Origin of the sequence: Streptomyces morookaense, assembly GCF_013030945.1 — a bacterium.
Classification (GTDB): domain Bacteria; phylum Actinomycetota; class Actinomycetes; order Streptomycetales; family Streptomycetaceae; genus Streptomyces; species Streptomyces morookaensis.
The window spans coordinates 22,841-35,519 of sequence record NZ_JABBXF010000084.1 but is presented as its reverse complement, the minus strand read 5'-3'; the positions used below and the strand labels follow the sequence as shown (position 1 = coordinate 35,519).

Below are 12,679 nucleotides of genomic sequence, written 5' to 3'. Positions count from 1 at the left end.
CTTGCCTGGTTCTTGCCTGGTTCTTGCTTGGTTCCTGCCTGTTCTCGGTCTGCCCGTGACGAGTGGGGCGTCCTCGGGCAGCCCCAATGTCCCGCGCGGGCCAACGGCGCACCAAGCCTTTTGACCAGGATCGAAATTGGACTCCTGACCCGTGGGTCACGTTGGACACCCCCAGGTTGAACGCGTTCAAAAACAGGTCTACAGTCCTGACCGACGCAGTTTTGAACGTGTTCAAGAAGTAGTTCGAGAAGGGGTGGGGACAAGACATGGACCTCACAGTCGTCGCGTACGTCGTCTACCTGCTGGCCAGCGTCGGCCTCACGATCTGGGTGGCGCGCACGCTCAGCCGCAACGGTCAGGTCTTCCTCGCCGACGTGCTGCACGGCAACGAGAAGCTCGCAGAAGCTGTCAACCACCTGCTGGTGGTGGGCTTCTACCTCGTGAACCTCGGGTTCATCGCGCTGTACCTGCAGGACGACGACAAGATCACGAACGCCCGTGGGGTGTTCGAGGCGCTGTCGCAGAAGCTCGGCGTCGTCCTGCTCGTCCTGGGCGTGATGCATCTCGGCAATGTCTTCGCGCTCAGCAAGTTCCGCCGCCGCGGGATGATGGAGCGGGAGCAGGTCACGCCGGTGCCGCCGATGCCGCCGCAGGGCTGGGCGGGCCCTGCCCAGCCGGGTCCGTGGGCCGCGCCGGCCGGGCAGTGAGCCGGATGACGGCGAGGGACGAGGGTCGACCGGGATGCGCGCCGCGTCCCGGTCCGCCGGCTTCGGCCGCGGTTTAGGCTCTGAACCGTGCCACCAGAGAACGAGCCCCCGCAGGCGAATCCCGCACCCAGGACCGAGAAGAGCGAGCAGACCCGCACCCTGATCCTCGAAACCGCGATGCGGCTCTTCCAGGAACGGGGCTACGACAAGACCACGATGCGGGCCATCGCCAAGGAGGCCGGGGTCTCCGTCGGCAACGCGTACTACTACTTCGCGGGCAAGGAGCACCTGATCCAGGGCTTCTACGACCGGATCGGCGCGGAACACCAGACGGCGGCCCGCGCCGTCCTGGACCGCGAGACCGATCTGCACGCTCGCCTGGCGGGGGTGCTCCAGGCGTGGCTGGACGTCGCGGAGCCGTACCACGAGTTCGCGGCCCAGTTCTTCAAGAACGCCGCGGACCCGGACAGCCCCCTGAGCCCCTTCTCCGCCGAGTCCGAGCACGCCCGGGAAGCCTCCATCGCGATCCACCGCGAGGCCTTGGCGGGCAGCAAGGCGAAGGTTCCGGACGAACTGGCGGACGTCCTCCCCGAGTTGATGTGGCTCTCCCAGATGGGCCTCGTCCTCTACTGGGTCTTCGACCGCTCTCCCGCCCGCGAACGCAGCCGCCGCCTGGCCGACCGCGGCGCCCGCCTGACGACGCGGGGCGTGTCACTGGCCCGCTTCCGGGTGCTGCGGCCGCTCGTGCACGAGGTGCACGAACTGTTCACGGACTTCCTGCCGGGGATGGCGCAGACGGCGGTTGCGGTGCGGAAGCGGCCGGAGGACGACCGGTAGGAGCTCCCCGGCCGGGGCACTGGTAGGGGGTGAAAATCTTCCTCTCCTCCGACATGGAGGGCACCGCAGGCGTCGTCGACTGGTCGCAGTGCCGGCCCGCGGAGGCCGCGGGCGACTACGCGTACTACCGGGACCTGCTGCAGCAGGAGGTCAACGCCGCGATCGAGGGGGCGATGGCGGCGGGCGCGACCGCATTCCTGGTCAACGACGCCCACTCGAAGATGACCAACCTGCGCCCCGACACCCTTGCGGGCCGGGCCCGTTACCTCTCCGGACGGCACAAGCCCCTCTACATGATGCAGGGGCTGGACGCCTCCTTCGACGCCGTCTTCTTCGTCTCGTACCACGGCTCCATGACGGGCGCGCCGGCCGCGCTCTCGCACACGTACAACCCTCTGGCGATCAGTGAGGTGCGGCTCAACGGCGTGACTGCCGGGGAGAGCGGCATCAACGCGCTGGTGGCGCTGGGCCACGGCGTGCCGGTGGTGCTGATCACGGGTGACGAGACGACGGCTGCCGAGATCGAGCCGTTCTGCCCGGGCATCCGGAGCGCCGTGGTCAAGTCGTCGGTGTCGCGGTTCGCCGCGGACAGCGTCCACCCGGCTACGGCCCGCGAATTGATCCACGAGGCGGCAAGGGATGCGGTCCGGGACGTTTTCCGGTCCCGGTCCCGGTCTGCACTGCCGTGCATCAACCTGCCGGCCACGCTGACCGTACGGTTCCGCAACCCGGACCTCGCCGAGATGGCGACGTGGATCGCGGACGTCGAGCGGGTCGACGCTGTGACGGTCCGGATGACGGACGAGGACCCGATCCGGCTGTACCGGAGGTTCGTTGCGGTGGTGATGCTGACGCGGGGCATTGCGGAGTGAGGAGGAGTGACGAGGAGTGAGGCGGCGGCAAAGACAGCGTATGGATTGCCTGTTCGCCCGGCACCTTGTGCCGATATGCGCAGTTGGGCGTGACCGGCGTCTGCCTACGGTGATCTCCGAAGAGATCGCCTACGGGGAGACAGAAGGACATGGCCAAGCGGTACAGGACGCCTCCGTCCAACGCGGCAGTACGGTTCGGCGGTGCGGCCATGCTCCTGATGGCGGTGCTCATCGGCAGCTTCTGCGTTCCGGCCCTCCCCTACGCCTCGGGCCTCGCGGGAACGCACGGCACGCTGACGGTGGACGGCTACAAGTACAGCTACAGCTCACGGGGCGGCACCACCAGGTCGTCGCAGGGCACGTTCCGCTCGGACGACGGCAGGACGACGGACCCGAAAGCGGTCATCGAACCGGACTACGCCCTGGGCCGCCGCGTCACGGTGACCCGCGCCCCGTGGACGTACTACGCGGTAGGCCCGGCCTACTTCCTGGGCTGGCTCGCCGGAACGTGCTTCGCGGCGTGCTTTCTGGTCTTCGGGGTGCCGGCGCTCGTGTTCGGGGCACGGTGGAACAACGGCACGAGGGCTGGGGCGGTGCGGGTGCAGGTACGGATCGCCGTGGGGGCTTTCTACGGTGCGGTGGGGGTGGGGGTACTGGCGGTGGGGGTTGGTGTGGTGACGTGAACGGGTCCGTCCAGAAGCAGGCCGGGGAGGTAAGGACGCACTTCCTCGACGACACGCCTGCTGCCTGACGAAACAAGACCGGAACGGCGCTGACGGACAGGAACCGCTGAGCGAAGTCTGTAAGGTACACGCCAGGTACCTGTGGTGCGCCCGCTCAGTGCTGAGCAGCTAGGGGCGCAAGCGCGAGGGGGGATTTACGCATGAGTTCCGGGGGCTCTGCGGAACAGCAGCTGCAGCTCGACCAGGCGAATACCGGTGGAGTGGGCGGCGGCCAGGGGACGTTGGCGAGCTCGGCGAGCGACAAGCAGCATGCCGTAACGTTCATGCAGCAGCACCTGCTGCCGGACACCCAGGCCGCGGCCCGAATGGGAGAAGGCGGCGGCAGAGTCCAGCCGCCCCTGGCCGGTTCGGGCGCTCTGCAGTCGAGTCTGCTGAAGCCGGACACGGGGCTGCACGGTCTGTCCGCGTGGGCGACGGCCGCGGGGCTGTCCGAAGCGACATCTCTCTGGCAGGGCCAGGCAAACCGGCTCATGGACCGACTGCATCGGGAACTGGACGCGCTGCACAGCACGAACACCCTTTTCCAGGGCCAGGACGCCGCCATCGGCGCGCAATTCAACTCGACGGGCGGCGCGACACAGGAACCTTTCAGCAGCCGTCTCGACCGGTACTGATCAGGGGTTCGACCATGGCACTGCGCTACCAGGACGTGATGACCACCGATCTTTCGCCGCTCTTGGACGTGTCCGAGGCGTGGCAGAAGATGGGCAAGCGCTTCGGCGAGCTGAAGGGCGACTACGAGAAGAACGTGCAGCGCGCCCTGGCCAACGGGAAGTGGCAGGGGGAGGCCTTCGCTGCGCATCAGGACAGTTCTGCGGCTACGGCTTCCGAATACGCTGGCGCCGAGAAAGAGGCGTTGGCCGTTGCCAGTCTCCTCAGGCAGGCGTACACCGAGCTGACTGTGCTGCAGAAGGCCACGAAGGATCTGGTTGCCGAGGCCGAGACGAAAGACTTCAAGGTCGACAGCTCGGGCAAGGCCACCTACGTCGGATTCGAGAAGCTCTCCGCACAGGACCGGTATGCCCTCCAGCACGACCCGGACTACCCGACGCTGGCAGCCCAGGCCCGGCAGGCGGCCCAGGAGTGGACCGACACCATCGCCAGAGCTGTCCGCGCCGTGGACGAAGCGGACCAGGGCGCGAAACGCGCGTTGAGCCGCGCCGCGACCGACCCTTCCGCGGCCGTGGGCGCCCTGAGTGGGTTCAATGCGCACGCCGAGGGCGACTTGATGAAAGCCGGCGCGCCAGAGGTGGCCGCCACGAAGACCGACGGGTGGAAGACCGAGGGCAAAATCACGGCGACTGGGCCGGCCCTCGGATTCACCGTCTCTGACGGCCCGAAGTCCGGCAAGGAGGGCTCGGCCAAAGCGTATGCCGATCTCTTTCATGTCACCGCGCAAGGATCCGCCACCAACGGGCCGTTGAAACTGTCGGGGTCCGCGGACCTCTACGAGGGAGCCAGAGCCTCCGCAAACTACGGTTTCAACGAAAAGGGCGCAGTGGCCAAGGCCGAGGCCTCCGTGGGGCAACGGGCAATGGCCGAGGGCCGGGCCGAGTACGGGCAGGTTGGATATTACGGGCGGGCCGAGGGGTTCAACGGTGCCGAAATTTCGCTCAACGCCAAGGCGACAACAGAGGAGTTCACTGTCGGAGGAAAGGCATTCGCCGGCAAGAAGACCGGCATAACCGGAGGTCTGGAGGCTGCCGGGATAGGAATCGGCGCCACAGCCGAGGAGTGGGAAGGCCCTGGTGGGGAAGCTTGGTGGGGCCTGAAGAAAGACGCGGAGACCGGGGCCTGGAAGCTCGGCGGCAAGGTGGGCGCCTCCCCTGAGGCAGGCGCGGGGGTGGGACTCGAGATCACCGTCGATCCGCACAAGCTGAGTAAGGCCGCTGACGACGTGGCCGACGCCGTCGGCGACGCCGCCCGTTCCGTCAAGCACACCGTCAGTAGGTGGTTCTGATGTACGTCCCCTCGGAAGAGCCCGGGGCGGCCATGAAATTGCCGGTACCCATCGCATTCCACCTGACGGAGGACTGGTTCCCTGCCCGTCCAGAGGGGTTCGACGCCACAGGTGTCGCCTTCGCTGCGGTGCACACGCAGCCGGATAACGGATTCGCCGCCAATATCGCCATCAGCGGCGAATACCGCCCGGACTCGGCGACGCTGGCCGAACTCGCCGACGAATCGGTGGAGCGCCTGCACTCGATCGCCGAGTCGGTGGTGGTGGCCGACCGCCGTGAGGCCGGCTCCGCCGACGCACCTTCCCTGGCCCAACAGCTGACCTTCTCGGCGGTCGTCGGCACCGCTCGCCGTGACCTCGTACAGTCCCAGGCGTACCTGTCCATGTTCGACATCAAGGAGCCGCACAAGCGTGCAGTGATCCGGTTGGTTCTCACCGCCACCGCAGCCCAGCATGAGAGCGTCCTGGGCGATTTCCAAGACTTCATACGCACGGTGCGCCCGAACACCGGGGCAGGGGCAGGGGCTTAGTGATGGGTAGCCTTCGAAAGAAGATGGACGGCATTCGGGACCAGATGGCCGGCACCAGGTACCCCGACAGCAGTGTCACGCCACTTACCGCCATGGAGCTGCGGGACGCACTGCTCGCGGTCAACGGCCCGGACGTACCGTTCGTCGTGAGCCAAGCCCACTTCGCGGACAAGGCCGACCTGGTGGCGGAGTGGCAGGTCTGGGAGCCGGCCTACGGTTCCGGCTCCTCTCCCAAGCATGTGGAGCGGAAGTTCAAGGTCCGGATGCGCTTCGTCCCCTCGATCCGCGAAGTGCAGTCCATCGACGAGCAGTGGACAGTGACGTGGGCGGGTAACCCGGGCATATGGGCCGAGTCGCGCGAGTACAGCCGTGGGCAGGTGATCGAGGTTTCCTGGAGGGGGAGTTACGAGCGCGGGCCCGACGGCCGCCGACACAAGGTCGAAACGTTCCGCTACGACACACGGGCCATGAAAGATCCCCTTCGAGATACGGTCGTCGGCGCTGGATGGACCTGGCGCGGGGTCATGCGCATGAGCAAGTGGTGATCACCCTGTCCGCGCATACCGAAGCCTAAACAGTGAGGTGGTCGAGGTCACCGCGTTTTGCGGCTTCGATGAAATTGCGTAGACCGTCTCGCGTGATGACCAGTAGTTCGTGAGGACGGGCGGTCTCTCGGAGTATGGGCGTACCGTCAGCCGTATGGCCGATCTGTATGCAGGCGTTCCCGCTGTTCCCGCAGAACGGTTCTTGCCACTGGATCTCAGGCATGTCAACCTCTCAGATCTGCTGAGCAATTGCATGGATGAATTTGCGTGAGTCTCACTCGTCAAGCGCGTTGCCCTCCATCTTGTCGAGGAGCCGCCGGTAATTGGCAAGTTGCATCGCGGAGTCGATGAAAACAGATCCGTGGGACGTGTCGAGCGAAACCGTGTCCAGGTCGGCCACCGGCCCGCACGCGTACAGGATCGTCTGGCCTGCACCCGGGAAGCCACCGGCTGAGAACGGGATCACCTTGAGGGTGACGCCCTCTCGCTCACCGACCTCCAACAGGTGCATCAACTGCGCGCGTGCGACCTTTCGGCCTCCGAACTGCATGCGCAGGGCGCTCTCATGGACGATCGCCTCGTAGGCCGGCGGATCGTCGCGGTCGAGGACTTGGCAACGCTGCGTCCGCTGGGCGACCCGCAGGGCCACCTCCGACGCCGGGAGCCCCGGGATCACCATGTCGAAGAGCGCCCGCGCATGGTCTTCCGTCTGCAGCAGCCCTGGGATATGTGACGTCAGCGCGTTGCGGATCCTGACGGCATGCCATTCAAGTTCGGCCACGTCCAGGAAGGAGGCGGGGAGCAAACCCCGGTACTCCTCCCACCAGCCCTTCGTTCGACCCTGGGCCATGCCGGCAAGCGCATCGACCAAACCAGGGTCGGGGCAGCGATAGTTGCACGCCAACGTACGCACGCGCGATGCGCTGATCCCGAAGCGGCCGGCTTCGGTGTTGGAGATGCGGGTTCTGTCGACGCCCAGCAGGGCTGCGGCATCGGATGCGGACATGCCCGCCTGCTCCCGCAACTGCCGCAGGGCGGCCCCCAGTCGTCGCTGGCGGATCGTCGGGTTGCTCCTCGGCGGCATGGGCCCCTCCCTGAAGTCGGCAACAGTCTGCCGCGAGGGAATGGTGAGATCCAGCGAGTCACCCGTAGCACGGGGGCTCCCGGCAAGCAGGTAGCACAGGGCTTCCAGGCTGCGCTACGTTCGGTGTCGCTTAGCTCACACGCCGTGGAGCCGGAAGAGCACCGCGCGAGCATGCCCACCATCCCTGGGTGAGGTGCGCTCGCGCCCAGGGAGGCGGGCCACCGGTTCCGCTGCGCGTGCGAGGACCCCCCATCACCGCCCAGCGCTCTGGAGTGGCCGCGCATGAGCAACAACCCGTCTTCGTGCCTGCCCGAAGCAACACCTGCGACCTGGCTGACGCCGATCCCCGCCAACCTCGACTACTCATTCGACCTGCCCGCCGCGGCGTACTGCCTCTCCATGGCGCGGACGGCCGTGAGACGTCTGCTCACCGACCACGGGCTCTCCGACATGAGCGACCTCGGTACGTTCGCTGCGTCGGAACTACTCGCGAACGCCTACCAGTTCACCCCGGGCCGGAACGCCAGCCTGACCATGCGATGGCGATTCGGCGTGCTGCGACTGACCGTCTTCGACGAGCACCCTGCACATTCCAGGAGAGCTCAGCAGACCTGTCAGGCGCGGCGACGCGCGTCGCTCTCCACGCTGGACGCCATGGTCAGCGCGTGCGGCGGCATCGTCGGCCTGGACGACGCAGGCGGGCCACTCGCCGGCAGCAAGATGTGGGTCGCGATCTCGCGAGAGGCGGCGCGGGCGTACGCCGCACTCTGAGCCACGGGCTGCCCACCCCTTGCAAGACCTCTTCAACTGATGGGCCCACATGTGGGGGAGAGCGAAACAAGGCGGTCCGCTCTCCCCCGCTCATCAGTACTGCTCAGAAGAGCCCAGCAGCCTTACGGTCGGTCTCGCGGTAGGAAGTGCTGCCGTGGTCAACCCTCTTGGCGACATCTTCGAGAACCTGCTGGATGTGCTGGGCGCGGGCGTCCCACTGACTCTTGGCGGCCTGCATCATGTCAGCGGCCTCACCCTGCCACCCGTGCGTCACATCGCTGACGGCCTTCCAGAGAGTGTCGAGCTGCTGCTGGACCACATTGGCAGCGGCCGAGACGCCGCCGACGGTGTGCTCCATGCCGCCGTAGACAACCTTGATGTCGGACATGCTGTCCCCCACTTCGTGAAATCGCTTGATTGGTTCGTGTCTTTGGCGCTTCAGTACAAGTTGAGCTTGCTGTCCAGTCCAGCGCTCAGCCCCGTCTGATGGCTGTGGGGGGCGAGGTGGCCGCCGGGAGCGGCACCGTTCACGTCGATGGCCCGCATACTTGCCATGACATCGCCGTCGTTGGCATGGGCAGACTTGCGGGTCAGGCTCACGGCCTCGTGAATACCGTCGAGCAGGCGGCGCAGTGCGTCGTGGTCCTCGTTCAGAGCATGCTGTGCCTGAACGAATGCGTCAGCGGCCTGTCCCTGCCATGCAGCCTTGGCTGTATCGATCACACCGACCAGCGACTTCAGGTTGGCCGAGAGAGCGGCGCTGGCCTCCTTGAGCGTGTTCTCGAACTTGCTGAACGACTCGTCTGAAATCTGCTGAATGTTCGACATGCTTCACCTTCCCCCATGAGTTGTGTACGAGCCGAATTCGCTCGGCTCACCCTTTTCTGACTGAAATGACCCTTGCATTCGGGCCAAGTTGTGCGCTGCTGCCGCGACTAGCGCGGTCCGCGCCGCCGCAGGAACACGATGCCGATTGCGACCACGGCGACAACTGCCGCACCGATGGTGATACCCGGCCACGGAAAGGCCGTACCGCCTTCGTCCTGCTTCGGCGCGGCCGCGGAGTCCCGGGCCGGGCTCGATGGCTTCGGGTCGCCGGAGGAAGAGGGCTTCGGCGATGCGGACTGGCTTGCCGCCAGCAGCGGGTTGACGTCCGCGGGGCCGGGGTTGCCTTCGCCGTCCACCAGGACCTTGCGCGGGCGGACGATACCGTAACCGAGATAGATGCTGGGCACTCCTCCGGTGGCCGGCTTGCCGGCCGTGTCCATCATGACGCGCAGGACCTGATTGTTGGTCCAGTCAGGATGCTTGGACCAGATCAGGGCTGCGGAGGCGGAGGCGAGGGCAGTGGCCTGGCTGGTGCCTCGAGTGGCGCAGAACCCGGAACTCTCCTTGCACCGGCCCGGGATCTCGTCCCCTGGAGCAGCGAGGGTCACATGGCTGGCGCTGTTCGACCACTTGGTGACCTTACGGCTGCTGTCGACAGCCCCTACGGACACCACTCCGGGAAACGATGCAGGGTAGTTCTCGACGTTCCCCTTGTCTCCGTCATTCCCCGCTGCGGCAAAGACCAGACTTCCTTTGTCCCGGGCGTACTTTACAGCTTCCTGCGTCTGCGAAGAACTGGAAAGCAGCCCAGGAGATCCCGCCGAAATATTGATCACACGGGCATCATGGTCCACCGCGTAGCGAATGGCTTTTGACCAAAGAGAGTCTACGAACCCCAACTTGAAATCACCGGGCATCTTGACCGGCAAGATCTTGGCTCCGGGCGCAAGTCCCTGAATGCCGCCAGCGGATCCCGTTCCCGCGATCAAGGCTGCCATCTCGGTACCGTGACCGTCCTGGTCGACTTTGCCGCCCTTCGGCTCACTGGACAGGTCGGCACCGTCCAACACTTGGCCTTGCAGTTCAGGGACGGACGACTCGATACCACTGTCGAGGACCGCCACCGTCACTCCCTCGCCTCGGCTCACCTGCCACATGTCATCGGCCTGCATCGCGTCGAGGTACCACTCCCGGGAACGCATGCCGTCCGCAATCGCAGGTGAGGCAAGTACGCCCGACGGGATGAGGCAGACGCCCAGCAGTGACAGCGCTGGCACAGCACACCGCCGAGTTGCTCGGGGCAGGGATGACATCTGTCGGCGATCTCTTTCAGGTTGGAGGAACAGGCGGACTACTCGATGACGGGTGGGACAGTATCGCGTCGGCCGCCCGCCCACGTTTCCTCGTCCTCCGTAAGGTAATCGGGCCTACTGACAGCGCGACGACGCCCACTAGCCCCTGCCGCACTGGAGTGCAGAGGTCCTGGGGCCGGGTTCTCTCGCACAAGCCCAGAACCACCCGGCGTGAAATCTGCGCGATCTCCCCGCCGTGCACGCAGCATGTCTGCTGCACCATGGGTGTCACGTTCCGCCCCGGCAACGGTTCCCCGCGGCAACCGCGACCCAGGAGGCGGCAACTGCCCGCTGGCGTGCGGGCCAGCCACAACACCGCCCGGCTCCGTGGCCAACCTCCGGCTCGGTCCGACTCGCTGCGGGTTTGGGACGCCTCCACTGGCCGCACCGGCAGGTCCGCTCACTCCCACAGGGCCCCGGCTCATCCCCCCACGCTCTTCCCCGACAACCATCCCGCGTGGCAACCGCTGGCTGCCAAAGTCGCCACCTGACCGTGTCGGAGTGCCGCCAACGATCCCATCACTTGCGCCAGTACGGGGAATACCCCCATACCTCGGTACTGAGGCGCTGCCGTTGCCTCTGGCGCCCCCTCCCACGGCCGGCCCGGCGGGCAGTCCGGCCATCGTCCGGCCGCCCCCTGAGGAGGGCACGCTCGGCAGGGGCACGCCTGGCGTAACCAGCCCCGGGAGCCAGGAAGACCCACCCAAGTGCTTCGGGCCGTCAGGAACTGCGCCGTTGCCAGATCTCGCTGTGAGATCTGGCGGCGGAGCAGCAACGCCGGTCGAATCGATGGCTGTTCCCGCCGTCCCTCCAGCTCCTGAGGGCATTTGAGAATGCGCAGCGCCGACCGGATCGCTCACCGTTCCCACGCCGGTGTTCGCAGGAGTGTCGTGATGCTGTGGCTGAGCCACCTGTGCGCTACTGGTCAGGCTGCCTGGGGAGTAGACGGAAGAAGAACGGGCACCACCGCTTCCAGGCTCCGTCCCACCAGCGGTCACCGGTTCCTCGTAAGGCCGCTCCCACTCGTCCCCCAAGCCGAGCCTGCCCGCTGGCATCGGCCGAAACGCTGGCTCCTCCAACCCCGCCAACCCCTCATGCGCAACCCGGTAATAGGAGTCGAGCTTGTTCATCAGGTTGATCGCTTCCTGACGATGCGACTCCGTAACCTTCAGCCGCGCCTGCTCCTTCTCCGGATCGGTCAGGCATTCCGCAGTCGGATCCGGCTTCGGCATGGCGGACTTCACCTCGGACAGGCCATCGCCGGCCTGTCCGATATAGCTGCCCGCGAAGACGGTGTAGTCGGCCAGCTTGGCCGCCTGCTTCACCATCTCCCCGCCCCACTCGCGGAACGCGTCGCCCCCCTCGCCCTCCCACTTCACGCGCTCCACGTGGTGGCGCAGCAGATCGCTGATCGCATTCAGCTCCATGGACGCTTCACTCAGCGCCGAGCCCATCTCCGTCAGCTGACTCGGGTTCGCGTCGGCCACCATCGCGTAGAGCTCGTTGTGGCTGAGGCCGTCGAACTTCCCCGCACCCATCTCTTCGCTTCCCCCTAGAAGCCGTCGGCTCCGCCGGCATCGCCGGTGTGCTGCTGCGTCGTGCCACTGCCCTTCGCCGGGGCATTGGTCCCCGCCGCATCGCGGTAGTGCTTCTGCGTGCTCTCCTGGATCGCCCGCATGCGCGCCGCCTGCTCCGCGTCGACGCCGTCGTACCCGCGGTCGGAGATCAGCGCCGCAAGGCCCGTCGCCTCGATCTGGTCCCCGAAGAGCTTGGACAGCTCCTGCAGCCGTCCATGGACCTTGTCGTAGAGCGCGGCGAGATCGCCGGCCGAGTCGAAACCCCTGCCGTACGCCTCCTTGGCGATCCGGCGTTCGCCGATCGCCTTCGGCGATGCCGACGACTTCTCCAGCTTGGCCAGAAGCTCGTCGATGCGCCCCTTGAACGTCGTCAGCGTCTCGGCCTCCTTGGCCAAGTAACTGCCGCCGCGCGAAACCAGGTTGTCCACCCCGTCCCTCCCCATACGGTGCTACCCAGCACCAACGTCAACTCTAGTCACCCGCAAGGGCGATCCCCCACCACATAACGGCCGAGTCGCCCGAACCCCTGTCCCGCCCTCTTCCCTGTTGCTAGCGTCGGCCCCGCTACCGTCCGTACCGTCGATCGAGGAGCCCCGCGCAGTGGCGACCGAACAGGAAAAAGACGAGCTGTACGCCATGGACATCTCGGGGGTCGAGTGGCTCAGCGCCCCCGACAGCCCGCCCGACATGGCGCGGGTCGAGATCGCCTATCTGCCGGGCGGCGCCGTGGCCATGCGGTCGTCCGAGGACCCCGACACCGTGCTGCGGTACACCGAGGCCGAATGGCGCGCCTTCGTACTCGGCGCGCGGGACGGGGAGTTCGACATCGAGGTGCCCGAGTCCTGAGTCGGGCAGGGGCGTGCCCGCCGGCAC

The 12,679-nt window shown here is 66.6% G+C and carries 15 protein-coding genes; 10 read left to right on the top strand and 5 right to left on the bottom strand.

Annotated elements, in window-relative coordinates:
- Positions 1-266: 266 nt before the first annotated feature.
- The 8 genes from HG542_RS28460 (at position 267) to HG542_RS28425 (ending at position 6,194) form a co-directional block, all read left to right on the top strand.
- The gene (locus HG542_RS28460; RefSeq protein ID WP_171086390.1) at positions 267-707 is read left to right on the top strand and encodes a hypothetical protein; all 441 of its coding nucleotides are present in this window, start codon (positions 267-269) and stop codon (positions 705-707) included.
- Positions 708-794: 87 nt separating this feature from the next.
- Positions 795-1,544: a TetR/AcrR family transcriptional regulator gene (locus tag HG542_RS28455; RefSeq protein ID WP_227727983.1), complete on the top strand. Its 750-nt coding sequence runs from the start codon at positions 795-797 to the stop codon at positions 1,542-1,544.
- Between the two features lie 29 nt (positions 1,545-1,573).
- Positions 1,574-2,416 carry a M55 family metallopeptidase gene (locus HG542_RS28450; protein ID WP_171086389.1) on the top strand — a complete coding sequence of 281 codons (843 nt, stop codon included), beginning with the start codon at positions 1,574-1,576 and terminating at the stop codon, positions 2,414-2,416.
- Positions 2,417-2,565: 149 nt separating this feature from the next.
- Complete coding sequence (locus HG542_RS28445) at positions 2,566-3,099, top strand: hypothetical protein (RefSeq protein ID WP_171086388.1); 534 nt, start codon at positions 2,566-2,568, stop codon at positions 3,097-3,099.
- 200 nt (positions 3,100-3,299) lie between these two features.
- Positions 3,300-3,773 (top strand): hypothetical protein, encoded by a 474-nt coding sequence (locus HG542_RS28440; RefSeq protein ID WP_229922925.1) that lies wholly within the window; start codon positions 3,300-3,302, stop codon positions 3,771-3,773.
- Positions 3,774-3,787: 14 nt separating this feature from the next.
- Positions 3,788-5,119 (top strand): hypothetical protein, encoded by a 1,332-nt coding sequence (locus HG542_RS28435; RefSeq protein WP_171086387.1) that lies wholly within the window; start codon positions 3,788-3,790, stop codon positions 5,117-5,119.
- On the top strand, positions 5,119-5,649 hold the full coding sequence (locus HG542_RS28430) for a hypothetical protein (protein WP_229922928.1): 531 nt from the start codon (positions 5,119-5,121) through the stop codon (positions 5,647-5,649). Before HG542_RS28435 ends, HG542_RS28430 begins: the two co-directional genes overlap by 1 nt.
- Before the next feature lie 23 nt (positions 5,650-5,672).
- Positions 5,673-6,194, top strand: coding sequence for a hypothetical protein (locus HG542_RS28425; protein WP_171086386.1), 522 nt, complete (start codon positions 5,673-5,675; stop codon positions 6,192-6,194).
- A 274-nt stretch (positions 6,195-6,468) separates the two neighbouring features.
- On the opposite strand, the gene HG542_RS28420 is transcribed toward HG542_RS28425, so the two are convergent.
- Positions 6,469-7,278, bottom strand: coding sequence for a helix-turn-helix domain-containing protein (locus tag HG542_RS28420; protein WP_171086385.1), 810 nt, complete (start codon positions 7,276-7,278; stop codon positions 6,469-6,471).
- Between the two features lie 282 nt (positions 7,279-7,560).
- On the opposite strand from HG542_RS28420, the gene HG542_RS28415 reads away from it, so the two are divergent.
- Positions 7,561-8,049: an ATP-binding protein gene (locus tag HG542_RS28415; protein WP_171086383.1), complete on the top strand. Its 489-nt coding sequence runs from the start codon at positions 7,561-7,563 to the stop codon at positions 8,047-8,049.
- Between the two features lie 103 nt (positions 8,050-8,152).
- On the opposite strand, the gene HG542_RS28410 is transcribed toward HG542_RS28415, so the two are convergent.
- The 4 genes from HG542_RS28410 to HG542_RS28395 all read right to left on the bottom strand — a co-directional run bounded on the left by HG542_RS28410 (position 8,153) and on the right by HG542_RS28395 (position 12,234).
- Positions 8,153-8,437 (bottom strand): WXG100 family type VII secretion target, encoded by a 285-nt coding sequence (locus tag HG542_RS28410; RefSeq protein WP_171086381.1) that lies wholly within the window; start codon positions 8,435-8,437, stop codon positions 8,153-8,155.
- Between the two features lie 50 nt (positions 8,438-8,487).
- Complete coding sequence (locus HG542_RS28405; protein ID WP_171086377.1) at positions 8,488-8,877, bottom strand: WXG100 family type VII secretion target; 390 nt, start codon at positions 8,875-8,877, stop codon at positions 8,488-8,490.
- Positions 8,878-8,984: 107 nt separating this feature from the next.
- A complete protein-coding gene (mycP, locus tag HG542_RS28400) occupies positions 8,985-10,049 on the bottom strand; it encodes a type VII secretion-associated serine protease mycosin (protein WP_255316282.1) in 1,065 nt (354 codons plus the stop codon).
- Positions 10,050-11,781: 1,732 nt separating this feature from the next.
- Positions 11,782-12,234 carry a DUF2563 family protein gene (locus HG542_RS28395; RefSeq protein ID WP_171086367.1) on the bottom strand — a complete coding sequence of 151 codons (453 nt, stop codon included), beginning with the start codon at positions 12,232-12,234 and terminating at the stop codon, positions 11,782-11,784.
- Positions 12,235-12,406: 172 nt separating this feature from the next.
- On the opposite strand from HG542_RS28395, the gene HG542_RS28390 reads away from it, so the two are divergent.
- Positions 12,407-12,652 (top strand): DUF397 domain-containing protein, encoded by a 246-nt coding sequence (locus tag HG542_RS28390; protein ID WP_171086365.1) that lies wholly within the window; start codon positions 12,407-12,409, stop codon positions 12,650-12,652.
- Positions 12,653-12,679 lie beyond the last annotated feature (27 nt).